Genomic DNA, 21,973 nt, shown 5'->3' with positions numbered 1-21,973 from the left:
CAGATGAGGCAGCCCGGTCTTTCACCGTCGCGTTTTGATTTCGAGGAGTATGGAGTCGAGACCCTTGATCAGCAGATTGGTGTGACGCGAAATCACCAATGCCATGCGCACCATGGCGGTACCAAGTTGCGCCGCAACCAGCGCAGCAGTGCCGCTGATTGAGGGTGTAGCCCACGGCGCGATGTACAGCGCACTCATGGCGTTTCGGCCAACCTCATCCTCGTAGACGTTCCCGTCCTAATGGCCGCCGTCAGGGCTTGAGCGGAACTTAACGGCCCAAGATTCACGCGCTTTCCGCAGGCATAAACGGTACGCCGCGAAACTGAGTGGGCTGCGGAAGTCAAAAGGCGCCTTGTAAGATCTAGTGGTTGCGGTCGGTCCGGTGTTGACGGGAATCGGCGTCCCGATCTGAAGCTTATCGTATGGTGAGCCACGCACGCCACTAGAGCCAGTGATCGCTCCAAGCCGACAAGGCTTTGGCTCTCCTTCCGGACGAGGAAGGCGGTGGCCCGAACGGGACCCTGGTAACCAGGGGTCAGAACAAGATTAGTGCGAAATCGCGCGTTTAGCTGAGAAAGTGATGCTTGAGATCGATTTTCGTTCTAAAAATGGGGTCCTAAATAGCATTTCACGCTAAAACTTCCTATTCATGTTCTGACCCCATTGGCGAACGCCGCAACGGTCCGCCTCTGCGCTTCAATCCCCAATCCGCACCCTGCCTGTGTGTGGACTCTCGATAGTAAGCAACGAACTGTCTTTCCATGTTTAGCCTCTGACATACGATTAGTGTCATGTGTCTGCTGCTAAAAAAGGTATAGGGCGAGTGAAACGATCGGTTTCCCTATGGCCGGGCAAGTTTAAACTGGATGCCCTTCAAATTTCATTGCTTTCGCTCCTTTCCATCCTTAAGACCGGTTTGATCGCCGCACCGCTGTGTTGGGCATGGAAGGCATCGTTGATATCCTCGAAATTGAAGAACTGGATCAGCCGGTCAAACGGGAAATGTCCGCGTTTGTAGAGGTCGATCAGGAACGGGATGAACAGTTTCGGATTACTGTTGCCTTCGACGATGCCGCGCACCTTCTTGCCGAGCAGCATGCTGCGTACCGGAATCGGCAGTTCCGAACCATCGCTTGGCGCGGTCACAAAACCGCAGACGCCGCGCGGTGCCAGCACGTCGATCGCCTGGCGCATGACCGAGGCCACAGCCGTCGTATCAAGTGACTGGTCGACACCGTCGCCGGTCAGCCGCATGATGTCCACAACGGCATCAGTTTCGGTTGCGAGGATCGCGTGGTCGGCTCCGAGTTCGAGTGCCAGATCCAGACGTGCCATGATGCGATCGACGGCGATCACCGTCTTCGCGCCGGCATAGCGGGCCGCCATAATGGCGCTGAGCCCAAGGCTGCCGGCGCCAAAGACCGCAAAGCGATCGCCGGGACCGACTTTCAGGTCGTTGAGTGCCGCGCCCGCGCCGGTCTGGATGCCGCAGCCGAGCGGGCCGAGGATTTCAAGCGGCACGTCGTCCGGTACCTTGATGACATTGCGCTCGCTGCCGATCGCATAGGTCGCGAAGGACGACTGGCCGAAGAAGTCTCCGTGAACATCCTCGCCGTTGTCGCAGAGATAGCTCTTGCCGGCATCCGGTCTCGCGCAGCTGAAATTCAGCGGATATTGCTGGTAGCAATAGGCCGGTTCGGCTTCACGGCAGCTTCGGCAGGTGCCGCAATAGGCGAAGGTCATCACCACATGGTCGCCGGCTTTGAGTTCCCTTACCGCCGAACCGACCGCCTCGACGATACCGGCTCCTTCATGTCCGAGGACCACCGGACGGGCTTTCACTAGGATCTTGGAGCCGGCGCATTTTAGATCCGTATGGCAGACGCCGGCCGCGACGATCTTCACCAGAACCTCATGCGGTCCCGGTCCTGCCAGTTCCAGCGGGCGAATGGTGATGGCGTTGTCCTTGCCAACGATGGCGGCTCTGATCTGCATGTTTCCTCCAGACATTATTTTGTGACCATCTGCTGCGCCGGCATGAATAGTCGCCTCTTATTCGTTAATATAAAATCCTATTTGACGGAAATACAATATATGGATACCTTATATTTGGCGCGAAGGGAGGAGACTTTTCGCGTCATGATCGTCCGGCATCGCTTGCAGGTCGGGCCTGGTTTGGGAGGAAAATCAATGAGACGCTTGGTGACCTGCGCCTTGGCGCTGGTGGGTTCCGCATGCCTGACGACTGGCGGCGCATTTGCCGCTGACGACAATTATCCGAGCCGGCAGGTGACCATCATCACCGGCTTTGCCGCCGGCAGCGGCGCCGATATTTATTCCCGTTATTTCGCAAAGCAGCTCGAGGACTCGACCAAACAGACGGTCGTGGTGGAGAACAAGCCCGGCGGTTTCGGCAGCATTGCGGCGGTTGCCGCTGCGCGTGCCACGCCCGACGGCTATACGCTGTTCATCGGCGGCGCCGATACGTTCAGCGCCACGCCCTATGTCTTCAAGCAGTCGCCCTTCGATCCTCACAAGGATTTCATTTATGTCGCGCCGATCTTCGGCCAGGGCTTCACCATGCTCGTCAGCGCGAAATCGCCTTACAAGTCGCTTGCCGACTTGACCGCGGCTATGAAGCAGAAGGGGGCGAAGTCTTCCTACGCAACCTCAAACAACGTCTCGACCATTTTGGCCGAGGTCTACAAGCAGAGCGCCGGGCTGGAAACCGTCCAGGTCCGCTACAAGGCGACCGCCGATGTCCTGAACGACCTCGACAGCGGTTCAATTGACTTCGTCGTGTCGGACCCGGTCTTCGGACTGGCCCGCGCTCGAGACGGCAGCGGCAGGCTGCTGGCGATCAGCACGGCAAAGCCGATCTCCAGCATGGCAGATGTAAAGCCGTTCAAGGAACAAGGCGTCGATGTGGATCTGAATATCTGGTGGCTGGTCGCAGCGCCCGCAAAGACGCCGCAGCCGGTCGTCGACAAGCTGAACGCGCTTCTCACCAAAATCGCCAAGTCCGATGCGACCCGCGAGTTCGTCGGCAAGAATGGCGGCGAACCGCTGACGGCCGATTCTTCCGATGCGACCTACAAGATGGTCGAGCGCGAGATCAACGACTGGGCGCGTTACGTGAAGGTCGGCAATATCGAGCCGCAATGATGCTTTCCGACACGGGCCGGCGAATGGCCGGCCCTTGCCGTATCACGCGAATTGCCGAAGGTCGGCTTTCAAAATGTCGGCGGCCTTTTCGCCGATCATCAGCGTGGTGGCGTTGATATTGCCGCTGATATGGTCGGGAAACACCGAGGCGTCGGCCACCCACAGGCCATCGAAGCCGCGTACCTTCAAGTCCGGCGTGACGACCGCATTCTCATCCGTTCCCATGCGGCAGGTGCTGATCGGGTGCATGTAGCTGCGGGAGTTGGCGCGCACGAAATCCCTGTCCGCCTGTTCACTTGCCTCGTTCGAAGGGTAAAGCGATCGATCGACGATATGTTTGCCGAACGGTTCTTCATCGACCAGCGAACGGATGATCTTCAATCCGCGCACCAGCGTTACCAGATCGTCCTCGTTCTCGAACAGCCGGTAATGGATCTCGACCGGATCGGCGGGGTTTGCCGACCGGATCGTCACATGGCTGCGGCTCCTCGGATAGTTCATGTTGACGCCGACCGAGATCAGCGATTTCGGCTTCAGGAGGGCCCTCCCGGTCGCCGGTGCGAACTCGCTGGCATAGGGGAAGAACGTCACCTGAAGATCAGGCGTCGCGACGCTTGCTTCTGAGCGGAAGAAGCCGACCGCCTCGGCCGAAGCCGCACCGACCGGCCCGCGTCCACCCAAAAGCCATTGGGCAAGATGATAGGGCGCCCGCAGGCCGCGCGACTGATTGTTGGCGGTCGGCGTATCGACCTCCATGATCATCCGGAAGCCGGTATGGTCGAGCATGTCCTGCCCAACGCGGGGCAGGTTTTGGCGCACGCCGATACCGTAATGTTGCAGTCGTTCCGCGGGGCCAAGGCCGGATAGCATCAGAAGTTGCGGGCTGTTGAACGTCCCGAGCGAGACAACGACACCGCGCCGCGCCTTGAGCTGCAGCAACCTGTCGCCCCGCCTTGCGATCAGTCCATCCGCGCGATTGCCTTCAAAAGTCAGTTGCTCGGCCCGGCATCCGGCAAATATCTGCAGGTTCGATCGGCTCAGATTGGGCGCAACATAACCGTCATAGGCCGATACGCGAACGCCGCGGCGGATCGTGCCCTGTACATAACCGATGCCCTCCTGCGTTTCGCCATTATAATCTGGGTTGAAGGGAATGCCGTGCCGTCCGGCCGCGGCAATGAAAGGGTCCGTCAGGGGATGGCGATAGGTCGGTAACGTCACATCCTGCGGGCCTAACCCGCCGCGCAAACTGTTTTCTGCAAGATCGGACGTTTCCAGACGCCGGAACAGCGGCAGGACGCTCTGCCAGTCCCAACCTGGATTGCCCATCGCCGACCAGCGGTCGAAATCCACCGGCGCGCCGCGTGCGAAGATCAGGCCGTTGATCGCCGAGGAGCCGCCGAGCACCTTGCCGCGGGCGATTTGGTCGACGCGGCCGTTGCGGGTCGGGTCCGGCGCGGTCTTGAAGCGGTAATCGTAGCGCGGATGGCCGAGCGTCTTCAGCACCGCGGCCGGTATCTTTGTCAGGCGCAGGTTATCCCTCGTACCCGCATCGACGAGCGCGACCCTCAGCCCGCTGACCTCGCTCAGCCGCCCGGCGACTGCACAGCCGGCGCTGCCGGCTCCGACGACGACGATGTCGAACTCATGCGTCTCATCGGCCATGGTCCTCTCCCACCTCGGATGCCCAGAAGGCATAGGCCTTGGTGTGGTCGCCATAACCGCCAATCGCATCGCGCGCCTCGACCATGCGGTCATGCACGGCGTGGGTCAGCGTCGCCTTCACAGCCTTGGCATCGGCGAGATCGGCGGCGATCTTGATATCCTTGGTGAAGAGGTCGAGCGCGAAATTACGGCTCTCGTTGCCGGCGATAATTCGGCGAATGGAGGTCTCGGTCGCGAAGCTCCGGGCCGTCGAGACGTTGAAGACGTCCACCATCATGGCAGGGTCGAGGCCGTATTGCCTGCCGATGATCAGCGCTTCGCAGGCGCCGACATAGGCCGCGGCGGAGACATAGTTGTTCATCGATTTCATCACATGGCCGGAGCCGAGCTTGCCGAGCCGGAATATCTTGTTGCCGAGATGCGAGAGAACCGCCGCGGCGCGTTCGACCGCCTCCTCGCTGTCGCCGCCCATCATGAAGACCAGATTGGCATCCCGTGCGCCCATCCACCCGCCGGACACCGGCGCGTCGATCAGCAGCACGCCGTGGCGGGCGAGATCGGCGCCCAGTTCGCGGGTGCTTTCTGGTGGTGAGGATGTCGTGTCGATGACGAGACTGCCGGGCTTGAGGCCGGCGAGGAGGCTCTTTTCACCGCCCTCGTTCAGGGCTGCACGCACGACTGCACCCGTCGGCACCATGGTCAGGATGACCGACGCTGGGGCGAGATCTGCCGGCGTTTCAGGAGCCACCGTCCCGTGCTCCCGAGCGAAGACGGTCCGTTTTTCCGGGTCTATATCGTAGGCCAGAACCTCATATCCGCCCTTCACCAGATGCGCCGCCATGTGCGAGCCCATGTTGCCGAGCCCGATAAACCCTATAATGCGATCCGTCACGTTTTCCTCCCGTCGTGATGATCTTTTATCTGCCTCAAATTTTTACGATGATGGATTGTGTTTGTCCATAATGAATAATAAGGTTGCCTTATACTCGCAGAGGAGCGGTTCAAGGAGCGGCGAGAAGGAGGAAGCATGAGCGTCAACGTTTCGATGGCGGCGATCCCTGTTGCCGTGAGCGAATTCATTCGTGGCCCCCACAAGTTGCTGATTGACGGCAAGTGGGTGGCGGCAGCATCGAACAAGACCTTTTCAACCCACAATCCGGCCAACGGCAGTCTGCTCGCCGAAATCGCAGCTGCGGACGCGGCCGATGTCGATCTCGCAGTCGATGCCGCCCGCCGCGCCTTCGACGACGGCCCTTGGTCGAGGATGACGCCGGCGGCCCGCGCCAAGCTTATCTGGCGATTGGCAGATGCGCTGGAAACGCATGCCGACGAATTTGCCTTCATCGAAACGCTCGACAACGGCAAGCCGCTGAACGATGCGAAGATCGTCGACCTGCCGCATTCGATCGAAGTTCTGCGTTATTTCGCCGGCTGGTGCACCAAGCTGAACGGCGAGTCCATCTCTATCTCCAATCCCGGTACCTGGCATGCCTATACGATGCGCGAACCGGTCGGCGTCGTCGGATCGATCACTCCGTGGAACGCGCCGCTGATGATGGCGGTGTCCAAGATTGCTCCGGCGCTCGCTGCCGGATGTACCGTAGTGCTGAAACCGGCCGAACAGACGCCGCTGACGACGCTGCGGCTCGGCCAGCTCATCCTCGATGTCGGCTTTCCCGAAGGCGTAGTCAACATCCTGACCGGCTTCGGCGACACTGCGGGTGCGGCGATGACTGCGCATCCGGGGATCGACAAGGTGACGTTCACCGGCTCGACGGATGTCGGCCGCATCATCATCCGGGCTGCCGCCAACGACTTCAAGCGCGTCACGCTGGAACTCGGTGGCAAGACCCCGGTCATCGTCTTTCCGGATGCCGATATCGACCGGGCGATCGAGGGGGCGGCCCGCTCGATCTTTTCCAATGCCGGCCAGATCTGCAACGCGGGTTCAAGGCTCTATGCCCATCGCGACGTATTCGAAAAACTGGTGGACGGCGTTTCGCGGCGGGCGAGCGAGTTTAGGGTTGGCCCCGGTCTGGCGGCCTCAACCCAGATGGGGCCGGTCGTATCACAGGAGCAACTCGACCGGATTTCCGGTTTTATCGCTTCGGGCCAGAACCAGGGCGCGGAGCTTCGCGTCGGCGGCGGCCGCATCGGCAGCGAAGGCTATTTCATCCAGCCCACGGTTCTGACCGGAACGCGACCGGACATGGATGTGGTGCAGCAGGAGATATTCGGGCCGGTGCTCTGCGCCATGTCCTATGAGGAGGCCGATCTCGATCGCATCGCCCGCGAGGCCAATGCCACGAGTTACGGGCTCGGCGCGGTGCTCTGGACGCAGAACCTTTCGACGGCGCACAAGATGGCGAAGAAGCTGAAGGCCGGCACGGTTCGGGTCAATGGCGGCGGTCTCGATCCGGCTCTGCCTTTCGGGGGCTTCAAGCAGTCAGGCTGGGGCCGGGAACTCGGCCGCGAAGGTATCGAGGCCTATACCGAGCTGAAATCGGTGGCGATGGCGCTCTGAGCCTTTGGGCTCAAGTGCATCGGGGGCATGACGCCCCCGCTCTCAAGGATCGGTATGGCGGAGGAGGCCGTGCTGGTGAACTGCAATAAGACTGCAGTCAGTGTGTCATGCCGGTCTTCTTCCGGCCGGCAAAAGGGAGGAGAGGACACGATGTTTCGCAGAACTTTCATGGCGCTGGCGCTCGCCGCGGCAATGCCGCTTGGCGTCCAGGCGCAGGACTATCCGAGCAAAGACATTCGCATCATCTGCACCTTCCCGGCGGGAAGCGGCGCGGACATTCTCGTCCGTTTCATGACGGAGAAGATCAAGGCGCAGGTTCCCGGTGCCACGATCATCGTTGAAAACAAGCCGGGCGCAGCCGGCAGTATCGGTACGCAATATGTGGCGCGTTCGGCGGCAGATGGTCATACCATCCTCATGGATGCCGGCACGACGATCGCCTCGATCATGTCGCGCTTCAAGCAGCCGCCGATCGATGTCGCCAAGGACCTGCAGATGGTCGCGACCATCAACCGGCAGGCCTTCATGATCGTGGTCGATGCCAAGAGCGATATCAAGACCCTCGAACAGCTGACGGAGAGACTGAAAGCGGAAGGCGACAAAGCTTCCTATGCTGCTGCGGCCAATTCCGGCATGGTTCTGGGCGAACTCTACAAACAGGCGGCCAAGCTGGAAACCGTTCAGGTGAAATACGAGTCGGCGCCCGCGTCGCTGAATGATCTCCTGTCTGGCCGGCTTCTGTTCGGCGCGCTGGACCCGGTCTTTTCCCTGGCGCAGCAGCGCGAAGGGCGGCTCCGCGTGCTTGCCGTTGCCAGCAGCGAACGGCTCGCCTCGATACCGGACATCCCGACGCTGAAGGAAAAGGGATTTCCGATCGACGTGACCACCTGGTTCTCGGCGGCGGTTCCGGCAGCTACGCCGAAACCGGTCGTCGACAAGATCAACAGCTGGTTCACCACGGCGCTCAAACAGCCGGAGACGATCAAGTTCCTCAACGATTCCGGAGGCGATCCCTGGGCGAATTCGCCCGCAACTACCCAGCAGATGCTGATCAAGGCGATCGACGACTGGCGCGAGTTCATTCGTATCGCCAACATCCCGCCAGCCGGTTGACGGGCCGCATTCGGGCTTCCGCCATTCCGGCGGGAGTCTGTCTTCCCAGAAGGCATGAAGAAGCATGACTGCCACATACCACTATATCATTGTTGGTGCGGGCTCGGCTGGCTGCGTGCTTGCCAATCGGCTAACCGAAGACGGAACGACGCGCGTGCTGCTTCTCGAAGCGGGAAAGCGTGCCCGCCATCCGTGGCTGCAGATGCCGATCGCCTTTTACATGATGTCGTTCAACAAGCGATATACGTGGCAGTTCGATACCGAGCCGGAGCCGGGACTGAACGGCCGCCGCATTCTCCTGCGTCGGGGCCGCGCGCTGGGTGGAACATCGATGATCAACGGGATGATCTTTGCCCGCGGCAATCCTCGCGACTACGACACATGGCGGCAGCTCGGTCTTGAGGGCTGGAGCTATCAGGATGTGCTACCCTATTTCCGGAAGCTGGAAAACAGCTGGCGCGGCGAGGGCGAGTTTCACGGCGGAAGCGGTCCGATCAAGGTCTCCCAGACGCGGCATCCGCAAATGCTCTACGAAGCCTTGCAGGATGGTGCGGCCGCAGTCGGCCTTACCAATCGCGACGACTATAATGGTGCCGACACGGAAGGCGTCAGCAAGATCGAACTTGCCGTGGGCGACGGCGTGCGCCAGAGCACGGCCCGCTCTTACCTCGATCCCGCACTCTCGCGGCCCAATCTGACGGTCGAGACCGGCGCCGTTTTGCGCCGCGTGGTGATCGAGAAAGACCGCGCCCGAGGCGTCGAATACAGGCAGGATGGCCAGTTACGGACGGCATTTGCGGAAAGCGAAGTCATCCTGTCGGCGGGACCCTACAAATCGCCCCAGATGCTGATGCTGTCCGGCGTCGGGCCTGCAGATCATCTGCGCGAGTTCGGGATAAATGTCGTGCACGACCTGCCGGGTGTCGGGCAGAACCTGTCCGAACATCCCAATATGCTGGCGATCTTCAAGGCGAAGAACAAGGGCACATTTCTGGAACAGCTTCGGCTGGATCGCGCGGTCGTTTCCGGCGCCCGCTGGCACCTGTTCCGCAAAGGCCCGTTTACGAACAATGGTGCTGCGGCGGTGATCTTTGCCAGGACCGAACCGCATCTTGACCGGCCGGACGTGCAGCTCGTTTGTTCCTCGGTCGCGAACGATGCGAAGTTATGGTTCCCCGGCCAGACGCCGCCACCCATCCATTCCTTCACCGCCCGCGTCGGGACACTTTATCCCCGCTCGCGCGGATGGGTGAAGCTCGGCTCGGCGGATCCGGACGCATCCCCGCGTATCCAGTTCAATCTCTTCACCGAGCGTCCCGACATGGACGACATGATCAAGGCGATCCGGCTGACGCGGGAAATCTACAATTCCGGCCGCCAGAAAGACCTGATCGAAGACGAGATTTTTCCCGGCAAGGAGGTGCAGACCAATGCCGATCTGGAAGCGGTCATCCGCAAGACCGTGCTGGTCCGACAACATGCATTGGGCACATGCGCCATGGGCGTGACCTCAAGTGCCGTCGTCGATCCGGAACTCAAGGTTCGTGGCATCGAAGGCCTGCGTGTCGTTGATGCTTCCGTCATGCCGGAAGAGCCGGGCGGCAATACAAACATCCCGACGATCATGATTGCCGAAAAAGCGTCCGTAATGATCCGCGGGCGCGGCGCCGCCACGCCGGTTGGCTGACGGTCGGCCAGTCGCTTCTGGTGGATACGTCGAAGAGACTCAGGTTGCCGCCGCGTCCGCGGACATGCATCGTTTCGGGCTCGTCGCAAACCGTTGAGAGAGCAAAGCTGACGGGTGATTTTCAGCGTTTCCGCACTTTGTTGATCTTTTGAAGTCCGAAGAGGCGTGTGAGCAGATCGTTCTGATCGTTTAGCGGCACGTCAAATCCCTAAGGCGTGCCGGTCGGCGCTAAAGCTGGGAGCCGCCGCCTTCGACGGCGAGTTCGCTGCCGGTGGTATACGTTGCCTCAAAGCCCAGAAACGCGACAGCTTCTGCGATCTCTTCCGGTCGACCGAAGCGCTGCATCGGGTTTTACCGGAAGCACACCGCCCCTCGCCACCCACATTCGTCGTATCCGCGCGATGGCGGTGGAGGCCGTAACCGGCGCAGCTGCCTAAGTTTAACGGCAAGCCCTTCGCCCAGCTTCAGTCAAACAACGTGACATCACCGCTTTTGAGATTGATCTGCTGTCATCGGCATGGTTTGGCCTCCAGAGAGTTTTCTAGCGACCTCACTCTGCCACGGAGCAGGCCGCTACTCACCCCTGATGCGATCTCAAATAGCCGTTTGCAAAGTCAGTCGGCGGCAATGGCGCTTGAATATCTAATCATTTGAGCTATATTCATGCTCAAAGGAGCACGGCAAGCGATGTCGTGATATTCATATGGAACCTGCAACAGCACGAGTTACATCGAAGCGCGAAGTCAAGCCTGATCTCGATCAGATGACACCGGAGGAAAAGCTTCTGCGGGCGATTTTCGGCGAGCCATCGGAAACCGAGCGTGGCGGTAAGCGGAAGAAGACTGTTTCTGTTTCCGACTTCGAGGAAATCTTCCGAGCACCGCCTTGGCAGCGGATTGAGATGATTCGAGAAGGGATTAGCGCACGAGACGTGAAGCATCTGCAGGAGCGGCTTGGCATACCTCAGAGTGTGCTTCTAGAAAGCCTCAGGATGTCAATCGCCACGTTGAACCGCAAGGTGAGTAGGCACGAAAACCTATCCCCGGAAGATAGCGAGCGCGTGTTGGGCGTTTCCAAGCTCGTGGGCCAAGTTACCGAGATGGTAAAGCAATCTGGCGATACGCAAGGGTTTGACGCAGCAAGCTGGCTGGCCGGCTGGCTACAGCAATCCGTGCCGGCTCTTGGGGGTGCCCGTCCACTTGATTTCATCGATACGCTCGAAGGGCAGGCAATGGTGTCGCAATTACTTGCCCGGATGCAAAGTGGGGCCTACTCCTGATGCCCGCAGCTTGGCGGATCGCGACGGACACTCCAGATTATGAAGCGGATGACCTCACAGGAACGGGTGCGAAAGTTACGGGGGGGAGGTGGAATGCTCCGGGCTTTGCCGTGCTCTATTGCGCGGAAAACATCTCGCTCGCGGCCATGGAAACGCTCGTGCATTTTGCTGCATCTAGCTTACCTTTAAACCGCTACCTCGTCAGAATCGACATCCCTCAAGACCTCTGGGACGCAAGCGAGCGGCTGGATGCAAAAACAGCGCCGGTAGGATGGGATGCGCTACCAGCGGGGCGCGCCAGTTTGGTTTATGGCTCGACTTGGCTGGCCGAACGTCGGTCGGCCTGTCTGTTCGTTCCTTCGGTCATTGTGCCCGACGAGTCGAATATGCTTGTCAATCCGCTGCACCCAGATGCTGGTAAAATTTCAGCGACAAAGGTTCGCAGGTGGCTCTACGATTCGCGTCTGAAATCGAATACCTAAATCACTTCGGAGCCCATCTTGAGATTGCCGCTGGCGTAAATACCTCGAGTCGGAGTCCCCGACCTGGACCATCGAGATGGAAGAAGACACCCTTCGCCTCTTCGCAGACGCCGAGATTGAAATCCTGCTGCCGGAGACCTCTTCGGCTGATCCGGGGACGTCCCCATACCGCTGTTGCGGACGGCCCGCGTCATCCGACGAAGACTGTTACGGGATCTGTGAGGAATGTCTCTCGCCGTGTTAGGCTCGGCGCGAGCCTCACGCAGCCGCATGGTTTTACGCGGACGTAACCGTCTCGTTCTCTGGAACAAGAGCGTCTACCAACGCCTTGCCTCAAAGGCAGACAAGCGGCCGCTCATATGCCAATTGCGGGCAAACTGGGCCCTATTCATTTAAGGTGAGCTATCAGTCACCCAATTCAATCCAAACCGGAGCGTGGTCACTCGTGTGCTCCCATGCACGGGTGAACCTATCTACGCCGCAGGTCTGCAGTCGTGCGTACTGACGGACTGAGCAGAAAATGGTCGATGCGAAGGCATGCGTCTCTAGCGAAAGAGTTGCGGAAATACTTCCAGAACGTATAGATCCGCTGTTCGGGATGCAGCAGCCGAAGGGCGTCCGTCCAGCCCATGGCAATGAGGTCGGCATAAGCTGCGCGAACCTCGGGCCGAAACAGGGCATTGTCTCGCCAGCGCTCCGGCTTGTGGACGTCGAGGTCGGTCGGCATGATGTTGAAATCTCCGACCAATGCGCAGGGCACATCAAGCTCGAAAAATTCTGCCGCATAGGAATGCAGCCGCTCGAACCAGCAAAGTTTGTAGTCAACCTTCGGCCCAGGTGCCGGATTGCCATTCGGAAGATAAAGGCAGCCGACCATCATGCCATCAATGGCCGCCTCTATATATCGGCCGTGACTATCGTCGGGGTCGCCCGGAAGCCCACGGCGGGTCTCTCGCGGCTCCTGATCGCGGGCGAGGACGGCCACGCCGTTCCAGGATTTCTGACCATGCCAGATGGCGCCATAGCCGGCACGCTCGATCTCCCGGCGTGGAAACCTCGTCAGACGACTATAACTCCTGCAGGCAACGACGTTAGGTTCCGCTCACTCAGAGCAAATATCTGCCGCTCGGCGCCACTTGGGGATTTCACAAAAACTCCTTGCAGGCGGGTGCAAGGGAGATGTTATACGCACCGGCAGCGAAGGTCGATGGTACAATCGAGGTTCAGAGATCGCGATGGGATGGAGAAACCCCACAAAAACAGAGTTTTAAGTTAACCTTTTGATGGGCCGGCGGTTCCAATCCTTTCAAGAGCTTTGATCCGCGACCTTTATTTTCCAAATATTCCGAGGGGTTCGCCCTCCCACATAAAACCGAGCTATCCTATGGACTTCTTTATTTGCCCGATTGCGAAACATCCGGCGGCTGAACGTGGTATAGCAGCTTGTGGCACGATGAGGTGCCAATGGAGATGGTCATGACCAAATTCGCACTCTACGTTCCTCTTGAAGCAAAACCCGGCAAGGAACAGGAGGTCGCCGATTTTCTGAGATCAGCCATACCTCTCGTCAACGCGGAGCCGGGCACGATTTCCTGGTACGCAATCCAGGAAGGTCCAACTTCGTTTGCGATCTTCGATACGTTTGACGATGAGGGCGGAAGAGATGCCCACTTAAATGGCCAAGTCGCGGCGGCCTTGATGGCCAAGGCAGAGGCAGGGGACCTGTTTGCCAAGCCGCCGCAGATTCATAAGTTGGCTATCCTCGCTGACAAACGGCCATGAGCGCCAGAAATTCCAAGTCCTGACGGAAATGAGCCGCAGCGCTAAATCGACCAAAGGGCTCGGCTTCCGTGTGTGCGGATCGTCGCTTTAGGGACGGAGCCCGGCGTTTGCATGAGCTTGATGGCGAGACGCCAGACAGTATGACCTGCTTGAAACGCAGCGGCCTTGGTGCCGACGGTGCGACTGAATTGATCGTTAGTCGTGCGGGAGAGCGCGCTTGAGATAAGGTGCTGTCCGGCTATTTCCTGCAAGGGCAACCTGTTCCGGTGTTCCGCTTGCGACTATCCGGCCGCCTTCATCTCCGGCACCTGCCCGATATCGATGAGCCAGTCGGTTGCTGCAGCGACGGTCATGTCGTGATCAATCACGATCACTGTGTTGCCGGTCTCGACCAGCGCGTTGAGCTGTACGATCAGCCTTTCGAAGTCCGACCGATGCAAACCCGTCGTCGGTTCGTCCAACACGTAGAGTGCGCCACCCTTCTGGGCCCGCTGTAGCTCCGTTGCCAGCTTGATGCGCTGCGCTTCGCCTCCGGAGAACTCGGTCGCGGGCGGCCAAGCCGAAGGTAGCTTAGGCCTACCTCGCGCAGAACCTTCAGCGACGCACGAACGCTCGGGGCGTCTTCGAAGAAGTCCCAGGCGTCCGCGACAGTCAGCCCGAGAACCTGCGAGGGCGATGTCAGATTAACTTTCCTTGAAGGCGTTCGCTGTTAGCTCGCCGCCATGAACCTGAATCCTGGCAGCTACAAACGGCATCGCTTTCCGCCCTCTTTGATCGTCCATGCGGTCTGGCTCTACACCCGATTTCCGGTGAGCCTGCGACTGGTCGAAGAAATGATGCTGGAGCGCGGCATTGTAGTTTCCTATGAGACGATCCGGTGTTGGGCGAGGAAGTTCGGCCCGGATTATGCGCGCCGCTTGCGGCGGAAGGCGCCAAGCCCAGATGATGTGTGGCATCTGGACGAGGTGGTCGTGACGATCGGCGGACGCAAACACTGGCTCTGGCGCGCCGTCGATCAGGACGGCTACGTTCTCGGCGAGATCGTCCAGACCCGCCGCAACACCAAGGCTGCCAAGCGTCTGCTAACGCGGTTGATGAAGAAGCAGGGATGTCTGCCGAAGCGGATCGTCACCGACAAGCTTCGCTCGTATGGCGCAGCACGGCGGCATGTGATGCCAACCGTCGAGCATCGATCAAACAAGGGGCTGAACAACCGCGCCGAAAACTCGCATCTTCCTCTGCGGAAACGGGAGCGGATCATGCAGCGATTTCGCTCGCCGGGTTCGCTGCAACGTTTCGTCAGTGTGTTCTCCGCGATCCGAAATCTCTTCGTCCCCGCACGCTCTGACCACTCTGCCATCGCTGTTCATCTGCATCGCCTCACGGCGATGGCACATTGGAAGGCGGTCACCGCGACAGCGGCCTGATCCAAGTAGCATGCCGAATCTTACTTGATCGAGTTAACCTGACATCACCTGATGGCGAGCTCAAAAGCCGACTAGGGGACGAGCAGCAACTTGCCGGTCGTGCGTCGGCTTGCCATGTCCAAGTGCGCCGAAGCGGCGTCTTCAAGACGATAGCTTCCTCCGATGTTGATCTTCAGGGAGCCATCCCGGATCCAGTCGAAAAGCTGCGTGGCGCGGGCGCGAAGGCGTTCCGGTGCGTAAACATGATCGGAAAAGACCGCGTAGCCGATCTTGATGCTTTTCGGCAGGCTCATGATGTCGATGAGACCCGGACCGCCCAGAACGGGACCATACCAGCAAAAGGTCCCCGAACGGCGCAGGCTCTCGATCGATCCTTGAAACGTCGTAGGTCCAGAACCATCGTAGACAACGTCTACACCCCTGTCGTTCGTCAAATTCAGGACCTGCTGCGCGAAGTCTCCTTGACGATCCACAATAACATGCTCGGCGCCTGCCTGTTCGGCGATGGTGACTTTGTCCTCGGAAGAAACACGCCCGATGACGTGGCCGCCTCGCAGTCTGATTATCTGTGTCAGGAGCAGGCCGACGCCTCCGGCGGCGGCGTGGACCAGGGCGATGTCGCGCGGCTGAACCGGGTAGAAATCGGTGGCGAAGTGGCTCGCCGTCAATCCCTGCATCATGATTGCTGCCGCCGTCCGGTCATCGATGAAATTAGGCAGGCGAACCAGCGAACTGACGGGTATCGAGATCCGCTTCGCGTAGCTTCCTGGAGCGTAGACCCAGGCGACGCGGTCGCCCGCGGAGAAATCCGCTACGCCTTCACCGACAGCGAGAACGCGCCCTGCACCTTCGACACCAAGTATTTTGGGATTTGCGATGTCGGTCCAGGCCATGCCTTGCCGAACGCCAATGTCCATGAAATTCACCCCTGCCGCGGCAATCTCGACGAGAACATGTCCCGGTGCTGCAACGGGCTCAGGATGTTCGACGACTTCCATGACATCGGTGTCCCCGATGCGATTCATGACGACTGCCTTCATATCCAAGCCTTTCTTGACTGTTCGTTCCAGAATTGAGTAAATTTTTTACCTTGGCATGAGCGCGCGGAGCGCCAGCCGTTCGAGAGACTGCAGCGCTTCCTGCCCGGCACCCCCGCGTGCCGCAATCCGAATGCCGGCAATGCTGGCGATGAGAAAGTCTATCACCGCATCTGCCGATGCCGAACGGTCCAGGTCCCCGGCGTCCTGAGCCTGCCTGATGCAATCCCTTGCTGCATGTCTCAACCGATGATCGGCCGCAAGATGCACCTCTGTCAGGTCCGGGCGGCTCTGGCCGAATTCGCAGATCGAGTTGACACCGAGGCACGCCCGATCCGCTTCTGCCACGACCCGATCCATCATTGCAGAAACACCATCGATCGCGCGCTCCTTGCCGCGCAATTCGCGAATGTGCGCTTCGGTTTCCGCGCACGCATAGCGCTCCACCGCGAGGCGATAGAGGGCCCACTTGTCGCCGAACGTGTCGTACAGGCTCTGCCGGCCGATCTTCATGGCGTTAACCAGCATCTCCGTCGATGTCCCGTCGAAGCCGTGCTCCCGGAATACGCCAACTGCTGCGTCCAGCGCCTTATCCCTGTCGAATTCCTTGATCCTTGCCATAAGGGTTGAGATAACGATTCTGGAACGAACAGTCAAGAAGAGTTGTCAACAAGGCAGCGGGCCGTCTTCGTTAAAATAGCCCCCGCTGGGGCCGCTGTCGGAAAGTGTCGCCAGGTCCACGACGATTTTCGCACTCTGTTTCACCGTACGCGTGCCGGCATAGCCGTTGACATCGGTTGCGATGTGGCCCGGCGTCGCCGCATCGATCTTAATATGGGAATGCGAGGGGTGACGCCGGAAGGCATTGGCATATTGCAGGCTAATCATCGTCACGGCGGCTTTGGACGAGGCGTAGGCAACGATGGTGTCCGACTCGCCGAACGGCGTTGCCGGATCGCTGGTGAGCGTCATGGCGGCGCTGGTGCTGGTGATATTGACGATCCTTGGGTCGGCGATCTTTGTAGAAGCGGCAAGAATGCGCGGATGATGCGTACGGTGCCAAAGACATCGACGTCATAGCGTGCAAGCATGTTGGCCGCGTCCGTCTCCAACGCAGGCACACGATAGAGGACGCCTGCATTGTTGACGAGGACGTCGAGCAGTCCTTCCCGGTCCTCAATGTGTCGTGCCGCGGCCACGATGCTCGCTTCATCGGTGACGTCGAGCGCAATCGCCATCACATCCGCCCCTTCTCTCGTTAGCTCGTCCGCTGCGGCCTGTCCGCGCTCGACATCACGGCTGCCAAGATAGACCTGCATCCGAGCCCGCCGAGCTGGCGGGCAACCTCTTTGCCACGTCCCTTGTTGGCGCCGGCAATCAGCGCAATCGGCTTCTTCGTCATGGGTTCGCTCCTCAGCCAAGGATTGCGCGGGGTTCAAGAAAGGCCTCGAGTCCGAAGACGCCGAATTCCCGTCCGAAACCGGATTGCTTGAAGCCGCCAAACGGTGCCATTGGTTCGTGCGGGGCGCCATTGAGGATGACGCGGCCGGCCTCGATCCGGTCCCCCACACGCCGTGCCCGGGTGATGTCCGATGAGAAGACCTGGGCGTGCAGGCCGTAGTCGGTGTCGTTTGCGATCGTGATGGCCTCTTCCTCATCGCGGTACGGAATGAGGGAGAGGACCGGTCCGAAGATCTCTTCGCGGGCGATGCGCATGCTGTTGTTCACGCTGGTAAAGATGGTGGGACGAACAAACCAGCCGCGTGACAGCCCTTCCGGCCGGCCCTCGCCACCGGCGAGCAGGCTGGCACCGTCTTCCTGGCCCAGCCTGATATAGGACTGCACGCGCTCCCATTGTTTCTGGCTGACCAACGGGCCGACGCGGACGCTTTTGTCCTTGGGGTCTCCCACCTTGAAATCCTTGACCGCCTCCCGGAGGCGGGCTTCGATTTCCTTGAACTTGCTCTCGGGCGCAAGAATGCGGGTTCCGGCTATGCAGGCCTGCCCGCTGTTGAGGAAGCCGGCTGCCAACACTTGAGGGACTGCGACGTCAAGATCGGCATCGTCTAAAATGATGCTGGGGCTCTTGCCGCCAAGTTCCATCGTCACGCGCTTCATGGTTTCCGCGGCTGTGCGGACAATCGTCCGGCCTGTGGCCGTGGACCCCGTGAAGGTGATTTTTGACACATCGCGGTGCGCGGTCAGCGCGGACCCGACCACGGCGCCATAGCCGGTGACGATATTGAAGACCCCTTTGGGCAGACCGGCCGCATGCAGGCATTCCGTGATCACCTGGGTCTGGACGGCGCTCATCTCCGAAGGTTTGATCACCATGGTGGCGCCCGCAGCAATGGCAGCGGACAGCTTTCCGCAGATAAAGCCGTAGTTGCTGTTCCAAGGGGTAATGGCCACCGTGACACCGGAGGGCCGCATCTCAACCTCGGCAGTCCCGATACGGCGTCTGAATTCATAGCCTTCAAGTGTCTTTGCCATTTCCAGGAAGACGTTGCCCGCTCTGGGCGCTGAGAAGTCGATGAAGTCGGACGGTGCGCCATATTCCTCGCGCACGGCGTCAATGAGATCGTTTCCACGGGCGGCCACGGCGGCATGCAGCCGGTGCAGCATATCGATTCGTTCTTCCTTGGTGGTGTTGGAAAAGGCCAGAAATGCGCGCTTGGCTGCCGCAACTGCGCGATCGGCATCGTGCGCATCGGCGAGACGCACGGTGCCGATCTGTTCCTCGGTTGCCGGATTGAAGAGTGGCGCCCATTGGTCGCCATGGGGTTCGACGAACGCGCCGTCAATGTAAATGCGATCGATGATATGCATGTCGTTTCTCCTGCAATGACTTAACGGGGAAAATGGCATGCGTTATGTGTTGCGAATAGTAGGACAAAATTGGACGAGCTGATGAACTGGATCGCGCAATGAGGGCGAGTCTCATCGAACTGGAGGCGGTTGCTGCGGTGGCTCGCCATGGCGGATTCCGAGCTGCCGCGCGGGAGCTCGGCATGTCCTCATCGGCTTTGAGCCATGCGATCGCCGCATTGGAAGAGCGCATTGCCGTAAGGCTGTTCAACCGCACTACGCGTAGCGTAACCCTTTCCGTGGCAGGGGCGCAGTTCCTGTCCGAAATCGTGCCGGCCTTGCAGGCGCTGGAAAAAGCTATCGATAATGTCGGGGAACATGCGGATCGGCCCTCGGGAAGGTTGAGGCTGAACATGGCGCCGGGTGCGGCGCGCATCCTGCTCCAACCGCTTCTGCTGGAATATGCCCGCCGTTATCCGGAAGTGGAGCTTGAAGTCGTCACCGAGAATGCGTTGGTCGATGTGATCGGCAAGGGGTTCGATGCCGGCATTCGTCTCACCGAGGCGATTTCCCCCGACATGGTCGCGGTGCCCATCATATTGAAAATGCGCTCCTTCGTCGTTGGGTCGCCGCGCTACTTCGAAGGTCGCGACCAACCTGTTGTGCCCAGTGACCTGTCCCGGCATCGGTGCATTCAGATGCGCATGCCAGGCGGAAGGCTTTATCGCTGGGAATTCGAAAAGCGCGGAGAGACCTTTCTGATCGATGTCCCGGGTCACCTGATATTCGATGCGTCGGACCTGGTACTCGAGGCAACCTTAGCCGGCTTCGGCCTCGCCTATCTGGGGGAACATGCACTCGGCACACACATCGCTTCGGGCGACCTCATTCCAGTTCTCAAAGATTGGTCTCCGTCGTATCCGGGTCTCAGTCTCTACTTCTCACAGCGGCGGCACATGCCCTCCAAACTGCGGGCATTCATAGACCTGATCCGTGAGCATGCTGTGCGAGATAGCTGATAGCCACTAAGAATAGCCGTGTGGGGGACAGGGTCGCAGGTTCAGATCCCTTCAAGGCGATCAACCATCGCAATGATGGCGGTCACGTAAAGCCGTTCTGCATACGCTCATCGAATGCGTCTGACTGCCTTGCGCCGATATGGGAAAGCTGGTCACCGTCGCGACTGCACCGGTGAACCAGCTATGTTTTACCGCAAAACCTCTCTTGAACCTTGCGTTTCCGCAAGGGCTCAGAACTTTTCCCACTCGTCCGAAGACTGAGCGACTGCGGCATTGCCGCGCGAGATGGGGGCGCGGGACGGCATTGGCCGGCTCGGTGCCGATGCCAACGGTCGGCTTGGCGAGGAGGCCGGCGGCGGGCTTGGAGCGGCGGGCTGCGAGCGCGGAGCAGGTGCACGTCCTGCCGGAGCGCGCATGTGGGCGACCGTCTCGCGAAGTTGGCCGGAGGAACCGTTGCCGCCGAGCTGGAAATGCGAGAGAAGGTCGTTAAGCTTGGCGCTTTCCTGCGCCAGACCGGCGCCGGCCGGTTCATTTCCTCGACCATCGCGCGTTCTGCTGGGTCGACTGATCCATGTGGTTGACGGCGGTGTTGACCTGCGCCAGACCGACCGACTGTTCTTGGGCAGCGGTTGCGATCGCTAGGAGATGGCGCGATAGACTTCGAAACGCGGCTTGACGAAAATCAGCTGCGGACACTTGCGAGCCGCCGTTACCGAAGGCATTGCCGACCGGACACCGAATTCGCGGGCTTCGTAGCTTGCTGCAGCAACCACACCTGAGCCGCCGCTCCGCCGACAGCGAGAGGCTTGCCGCGCAGCTCCTGATTATCCCGCTGTTCCACCGACGCATAGAAGGCATCCATGTCCACATGGATAATCTTGCGAGCGGGTGTTGCAGCCGTGACGTTCAGTGGGATCGTTCAAAGCGGATGAAAACAAAGAGAGAACATAGCAGCCGGCCGGCACGAATCCAACCCGATAAGGTTGAGTTTTCCCTCAAGACCCGAAACCACATGACCCGGGCGACGTTAGGTAGTCGGCGACCAAAATCCATGGAGAAACCTATGTCTGATGATAGCACCACGACAATCCGCGCGACATTCAGGACCCGTGAGGCCGCGGACCTTGCGATAGAACATCTGGTCCAGCAGCATGGAATCTCCCGGTCAGACATTTTCGTGCAGCCGGTCGCTTCTGAAAACTCGGCGGGATCTGCGCCCTCGGGAGGGGACGTCCGGCGCGATGGCAATGTGCGGACCGATGCGCCGCTCAAGGGAGAGATCGAAGTGTCGGCCGACATTGCAGCCTCGAAGATCGCCGCCGTGCAGCGCAGTTTCGGTGATCTGGACGCAATCTGGGTATCGGGACGTTGATCAATCAGGAGCCGGTCAGACCAGCTCCGTTAGTATCGTGTCGCGGAGTTACGAGATCATGGCTGGCAGTCTTTCGACATATCGGTCGAAGCGGGATTTCAAGAAGACCAGGGAGCCTAGCGGCGAGCGGGGCGTCAAACCGTCCAACCGCCTGCGAACTATTGTGACGGCCAGCGACCATTCGAGCCGGCCATCAAGCGGCTTGCGAAATCCCGAAAGGTCGCAGCGTAAAAAGACGTTACAGCCGATCCTCGTCGAATTGCTCCGCACCCTCGATCGGCGCGAGCCAGGGTTCTCGACGTTTCACCCAAAGCTCGTAAACCGGGAGCAGATCAGTCGGGGCCTCAATCAGGCTTCCAAGTTTGATCTCGGCCTCTGTTTCATCGTAGGCGAACAGACGCGAGCCGCAGGACGGACAGAACCTGCGGCCTTCGAACACAGTCGTCTCGCCCGCGGTGGTGAACTGGTCCGCAGGCCAGATGCCGAAATAGGTGAAAGCCGATCCGCTCTCGACGCGGCAGTCCGTACAATGGCAGATGCCAATGCGTGTCGGCTCACCTTTTACTGCGAATGAGACCCGGCCGCATCGGCATGAACCCCGTCGTTCGGTCAT

At 59.8% G+C, this 21,973-nt stretch carries 20 protein-coding genes and 6 pseudogenes; 11 read left to right on the top strand and 15 right to left on the bottom strand.

The annotated features are described in order from the left end of the window. Window positions 1-873 precede the first annotated feature (873 nt). Window positions 874-1,995, bottom strand: a complete 1,122-nt coding sequence (locus GQ59_RS28740; protein WP_037087985.1) for an NAD(P)-dependent alcohol dehydrogenase — start codon at window positions 1,993-1,995, stop codon at window positions 874-876. A 195-nt stretch (window positions 1,996-2,190) separates the two neighbouring features. Between GQ59_RS28740 and GQ59_RS28735 the strand changes: the two genes are divergently transcribed. Then, a complete protein-coding gene (locus GQ59_RS28735; protein ID WP_051904255.1) occupies window positions 2,191-3,165 on the top strand; it encodes a Bug family tripartite tricarboxylate transporter substrate binding protein in 975 nt (324 codons plus the stop codon). 42 nt (window positions 3,166-3,207) lie between these two features. On the opposite strand, the gene GQ59_RS28730 is transcribed toward GQ59_RS28735, so the two are convergent. Together GQ59_RS28730 and GQ59_RS33485 are read right to left on the bottom strand one after the other, a co-directional pair. Next, on the bottom strand, window positions 3,208-4,830 hold the full coding sequence (locus GQ59_RS28730; RefSeq protein ID WP_037087983.1) for a GMC family oxidoreductase: 1,623 nt from the start codon (window positions 4,828-4,830) through the stop codon (window positions 3,208-3,210). Continuing rightward, window positions 4,820-5,734: pseudogene (locus GQ59_RS33485) on the bottom strand (NAD(P)-dependent oxidoreductase); the annotation flags it as partial. The pseudogene GQ59_RS33485 and the gene GQ59_RS28730, both read right to left, overlap by 11 nt. A gap of 123 nt (window positions 5,735-5,857) precedes the next feature. Between GQ59_RS33485 and GQ59_RS28720 the strand changes: the two are divergent. From GQ59_RS28720 to GQ59_RS28710, 3 genes are all read left to right on the top strand, one after another. Then, the gene (locus GQ59_RS28720) at window positions 5,858-7,354 is read left to right on the top strand and encodes an aldehyde dehydrogenase family protein (RefSeq protein WP_037087979.1); all 1,497 of its coding nucleotides are present in this window, start codon (window positions 5,858-5,860) and stop codon (window positions 7,352-7,354) included. Between the two features lie 150 nt (window positions 7,355-7,504). Further along, on the top strand, window positions 7,505-8,467 hold the full coding sequence (locus GQ59_RS28715; protein ID WP_037087978.1) for a Bug family tripartite tricarboxylate transporter substrate binding protein: 963 nt from the start codon (window positions 7,505-7,507) through the stop codon (window positions 8,465-8,467). 64 nt (window positions 8,468-8,531) lie between these two features. Beyond that, complete coding sequence (locus GQ59_RS28710) at window positions 8,532-10,154, top strand: GMC family oxidoreductase (RefSeq protein WP_037087977.1); 1,623 nt, start codon at window positions 8,532-8,534, stop codon at window positions 10,152-10,154. A gap of 228 nt (window positions 10,155-10,382) precedes the next feature. On the opposite strand, the gene GQ59_RS32170 is transcribed toward GQ59_RS28710, so the two are convergent. Beyond that, window positions 10,383-10,499, bottom strand: a complete 117-nt coding sequence (locus GQ59_RS32170; protein ID WP_152564487.1) for a hypothetical protein — start codon at window positions 10,497-10,499, stop codon at window positions 10,383-10,385. A gap of 358 nt (window positions 10,500-10,857) precedes the next feature. On the opposite strand from GQ59_RS32170, the gene GQ59_RS28705 reads away from it, so the two are divergent. Together GQ59_RS28705 and GQ59_RS28700 are read left to right on the top strand one after the other, a co-directional pair. Then, window positions 10,858-11,433, top strand: coding sequence for an Xre family toxin-antitoxin system antitoxin (locus tag GQ59_RS28705; RefSeq protein ID WP_051904254.1), 576 nt, complete (start codon window positions 10,858-10,860; stop codon window positions 11,431-11,433). After that, on the top strand, window positions 11,433-11,915 hold the full coding sequence (locus GQ59_RS28700; protein WP_037087975.1) for an RES family NAD+ phosphorylase: 483 nt from the start codon (window positions 11,433-11,435) through the stop codon (window positions 11,913-11,915). Before GQ59_RS28705 ends, GQ59_RS28700 begins: the two co-directional genes overlap by 1 nt. Before the next feature lie 405 nt (window positions 11,916-12,320). On the opposite strand, the pseudogene xth reads toward GQ59_RS28700, so the two are convergent. Then, window positions 12,321-13,017 (bottom strand): annotated as a pseudogene (xth, locus tag GQ59_RS28695) (exodeoxyribonuclease III); the annotation flags it as partial. A 374-nt stretch (window positions 13,018-13,391) separates the two neighbouring features. Here xth and GQ59_RS28690 point away from each other — a divergent pair. Then, window positions 13,392-13,697 (top strand): putative quinol monooxygenase, encoded by a 306-nt coding sequence (locus tag GQ59_RS28690; RefSeq protein WP_037087999.1) that lies wholly within the window; start codon window positions 13,392-13,394, stop codon window positions 13,695-13,697. A gap of 195 nt (window positions 13,698-13,892) precedes the next feature. Here the strand turns inward: GQ59_RS28690 and GQ59_RS31500 are convergent. Next, window positions 13,893-14,367: pseudogene (locus tag GQ59_RS31500) on the bottom strand (excinuclease ABC subunit A); the annotation flags it as partial. 52 nt (window positions 14,368-14,419) lie between these two features. Here GQ59_RS31500 and GQ59_RS28680 point away from each other — a divergent pair. Next, a complete protein-coding gene (locus GQ59_RS28680; protein WP_037087973.1) occupies window positions 14,420-15,124 on the top strand; it encodes an IS6 family transposase in 705 nt (234 codons plus the stop codon). 71 nt (window positions 15,125-15,195) lie between these two features. Here GQ59_RS28680 and GQ59_RS28675 read toward each other — a convergent pair whose 3' ends face one another. From GQ59_RS28675 to GQ59_RS28660, 6 genes are read right to left on the bottom strand one after another with little or no spacing between them, the layout of a single operon-like run. Further along, entirely contained in the window at window positions 15,196-16,164 is a 969-nt protein-coding gene (locus GQ59_RS28675; RefSeq protein WP_037087971.1) for a quinone oxidoreductase family protein, read from the bottom strand. A gap of 45 nt (window positions 16,165-16,209) precedes the next feature. After that, complete coding sequence (locus tag GQ59_RS28670; RefSeq protein ID WP_037087968.1) at window positions 16,210-16,782, bottom strand: TetR/AcrR family transcriptional regulator; 573 nt, start codon at window positions 16,780-16,782, stop codon at window positions 16,210-16,212. Window positions 16,783-16,827: 45 nt separating this feature from the next. Further along, a complete protein-coding gene (locus GQ59_RS32875) occupies window positions 16,828-17,133 on the bottom strand; it encodes a Rossmann-fold NAD(P)-binding domain-containing protein (protein WP_201772442.1) in 306 nt (101 codons plus the stop codon). Then, the gene (locus GQ59_RS32870) at window positions 17,130-17,480 is read right to left on the bottom strand and encodes an SDR family NAD(P)-dependent oxidoreductase (RefSeq protein ID WP_201772441.1); all 351 of its coding nucleotides are present in this window, start codon (window positions 17,478-17,480) and stop codon (window positions 17,130-17,132) included. The genes GQ59_RS32875 and GQ59_RS32870 overlap by 4 nt, the downstream gene beginning before the upstream one ends. Next, window positions 17,420-17,563 (bottom strand): hypothetical protein, encoded by a 144-nt coding sequence (locus GQ59_RS32905; RefSeq protein ID WP_207642198.1) that lies wholly within the window; start codon window positions 17,561-17,563, stop codon window positions 17,420-17,422. Before GQ59_RS32905 ends, GQ59_RS32870 begins: the two co-directional genes overlap by 61 nt. Before the next feature lie 11 nt (window positions 17,564-17,574). After that, the gene (locus GQ59_RS28660) at window positions 17,575-18,990 is read right to left on the bottom strand and encodes an aldehyde dehydrogenase family protein (protein ID WP_037087967.1); all 1,416 of its coding nucleotides are present in this window, start codon (window positions 18,988-18,990) and stop codon (window positions 17,575-17,577) included. 98 nt (window positions 18,991-19,088) lie between these two features. Here GQ59_RS28660 and GQ59_RS28655 point away from each other — a divergent pair, with 98 nt between their 5' ends. Further along, window positions 19,089-19,988, top strand: coding sequence for a LysR family transcriptional regulator (locus GQ59_RS28655; RefSeq protein WP_037087966.1), 900 nt, complete (start codon window positions 19,089-19,091; stop codon window positions 19,986-19,988). A 230-nt stretch (window positions 19,989-20,218) separates the two neighbouring features. Here GQ59_RS28655 and GQ59_RS33195 read toward each other — a convergent pair. Together GQ59_RS33195 and GQ59_RS31490 are read right to left on the bottom strand one after the other, a co-directional pair. After that, a pseudogene (locus GQ59_RS33195) lies at window positions 20,219-20,648 on the bottom strand (methyl-accepting chemotaxis protein); the annotation flags it as partial. Next, a pseudogene (locus GQ59_RS31490) lies at window positions 20,630-20,850 on the bottom strand (Y-family DNA polymerase); the annotation flags it as partial. The pseudogenes GQ59_RS33195 and GQ59_RS31490, both read right to left, overlap by 19 nt. A 201-nt stretch (window positions 20,851-21,051) precedes the next feature. Between GQ59_RS31490 and GQ59_RS28650 the strand changes: the two are divergent. Further along, window positions 21,052-21,360: a hypothetical protein gene (locus GQ59_RS28650; RefSeq protein ID WP_037087965.1), complete on the top strand. Its 309-nt coding sequence runs from the start codon at window positions 21,052-21,054 to the stop codon at window positions 21,358-21,360. Between the two features lie 58 nt (window positions 21,361-21,418). Continuing rightward, window positions 21,419-21,538 (top strand): annotated as a pseudogene (locus tag GQ59_RS33665) (DNA polymerase ligase N-terminal domain-containing protein); the annotation flags it as partial. A 60-nt stretch (window positions 21,539-21,598) separates the two neighbouring features. On the opposite strand, the gene GQ59_RS28645 reads toward GQ59_RS33665, so the two are convergent. Beyond that, entirely contained in the window at window positions 21,599-21,973 is a 375-nt protein-coding gene (locus GQ59_RS28645) for a GFA family protein (protein WP_037087996.1), read from the bottom strand.

The organism is Neorhizobium vignae, from assembly GCF_000732195.1.
Lineage (GTDB): Bacteria > Pseudomonadota > Alphaproteobacteria > Rhizobiales > Rhizobiaceae > Neorhizobium > Neorhizobium vignae.
The sequence above is the reverse complement of the archived record's forward strand: the minus strand, read 5'-3'. Positions and strand labels throughout refer to the sequence as shown.

What these genes read in the sequence shown, in the direction of transcription:
- GQ59_RS28720 (WP_037087979.1), top strand. Translation starts at nt 5,858, where the DNA reads ATGAGCGTCAACGTTTCGATGGCGGCGATCCCTGTTGCCGTGAGCGAA.
- GQ59_RS28740 (WP_037087985.1), bottom strand. Translation starts at nt 1,995, where the DNA reads ATGCAGATCAGAGCCGCCATCGTTGGCAAGGACAACGCCATCACCATT.
- GQ59_RS28680 (WP_037087973.1), top strand. Translation starts at nt 14,420, where the DNA reads ATGAACCTGAATCCTGGCAGCTACAAACGGCATCGCTTTCCGCCCTCT.
- GQ59_RS28645 (WP_037087996.1), bottom strand. Translation starts at nt 21,973, where the DNA reads ATGACCGAACGACGGGGTTCATGCCGATGCGGCCGGGTCTCATTCGCA.
- GQ59_RS28655 (WP_037087966.1), top strand. Translation starts at nt 19,089, where the DNA reads ATGAGGGCGAGTCTCATCGAACTGGAGGCGGTTGCTGCGGTGGCTCGC.
- GQ59_RS28710 (WP_037087977.1), top strand. Translation starts at nt 8,532, where the DNA reads ATGACTGCCACATACCACTATATCATTGTTGGTGCGGGCTCGGCTGGC.
- GQ59_RS28730 (WP_037087983.1), bottom strand. Translation starts at nt 4,830, where the DNA reads ATGGCCGATGAGACGCATGAGTTCGACATCGTCGTCGTCGGAGCCGGC.
- GQ59_RS28735 (WP_051904255.1), top strand. Translation starts at nt 2,191, where the DNA reads ATGAGACGCTTGGTGACCTGCGCCTTGGCGCTGGTGGGTTCCGCATGC.
- GQ59_RS28650 (WP_037087965.1), top strand. Translation starts at nt 21,052, where the DNA reads ATGTCTGATGATAGCACCACGACAATCCGCGCGACATTCAGGACCCGT.
- GQ59_RS28675 (WP_037087971.1), bottom strand. Translation starts at nt 16,164, where the DNA reads ATGAAGGCAGTCGTCATGAATCGCATCGGGGACACCGATGTCATGGAA.
- GQ59_RS32875 (WP_201772442.1), bottom strand. Translation starts at nt 17,133, where the DNA reads ATGACGCTCACCAGCGATCCGGCAACGCCGTTCGGCGAGTCGGACACC.
- GQ59_RS28660 (WP_037087967.1), bottom strand. Translation starts at nt 18,990, where the DNA reads ATGCATATCATCGATCGCATTTACATTGACGGCGCGTTCGTCGAACCC.
- GQ59_RS32905 (WP_207642198.1), bottom strand. Translation starts at nt 17,563, where the DNA reads ATGACGAAGAAGCCGATTGCGCTGATTGCCGGCGCCAACAAGGGACGT.
- GQ59_RS28715 (WP_037087978.1), top strand. Translation starts at nt 7,505, where the DNA reads ATGTTTCGCAGAACTTTCATGGCGCTGGCGCTCGCCGCGGCAATGCCG.
- GQ59_RS32870 (WP_201772441.1), bottom strand. Translation starts at nt 17,480, where the DNA reads ATGCAGGTCTATCTTGGCAGCCGTGATGTCGAGCGCGGACAGGCCGCA.
- GQ59_RS28690 (WP_037087999.1), top strand. Translation starts at nt 13,392, where the DNA reads ATGACCAAATTCGCACTCTACGTTCCTCTTGAAGCAAAACCCGGCAAG.
- GQ59_RS32170 (WP_152564487.1), bottom strand. Translation starts at nt 10,499, where the DNA reads ATGCAGCGCTTCGGTCGACCGGAAGAGATCGCAGAAGCTGTCGCGTTT.
- GQ59_RS28705 (WP_051904254.1), top strand. Translation starts at nt 10,858, where the DNA reads ATGGAACCTGCAACAGCACGAGTTACATCGAAGCGCGAAGTCAAGCCT.
- GQ59_RS28670 (WP_037087968.1), bottom strand. Translation starts at nt 16,782, where the DNA reads ATGGCAAGGATCAAGGAATTCGACAGGGATAAGGCGCTGGACGCAGCA.
- GQ59_RS28700 (WP_037087975.1), top strand. Translation starts at nt 11,433, where the DNA reads ATGCCCGCAGCTTGGCGGATCGCGACGGACACTCCAGATTATGAAGCG.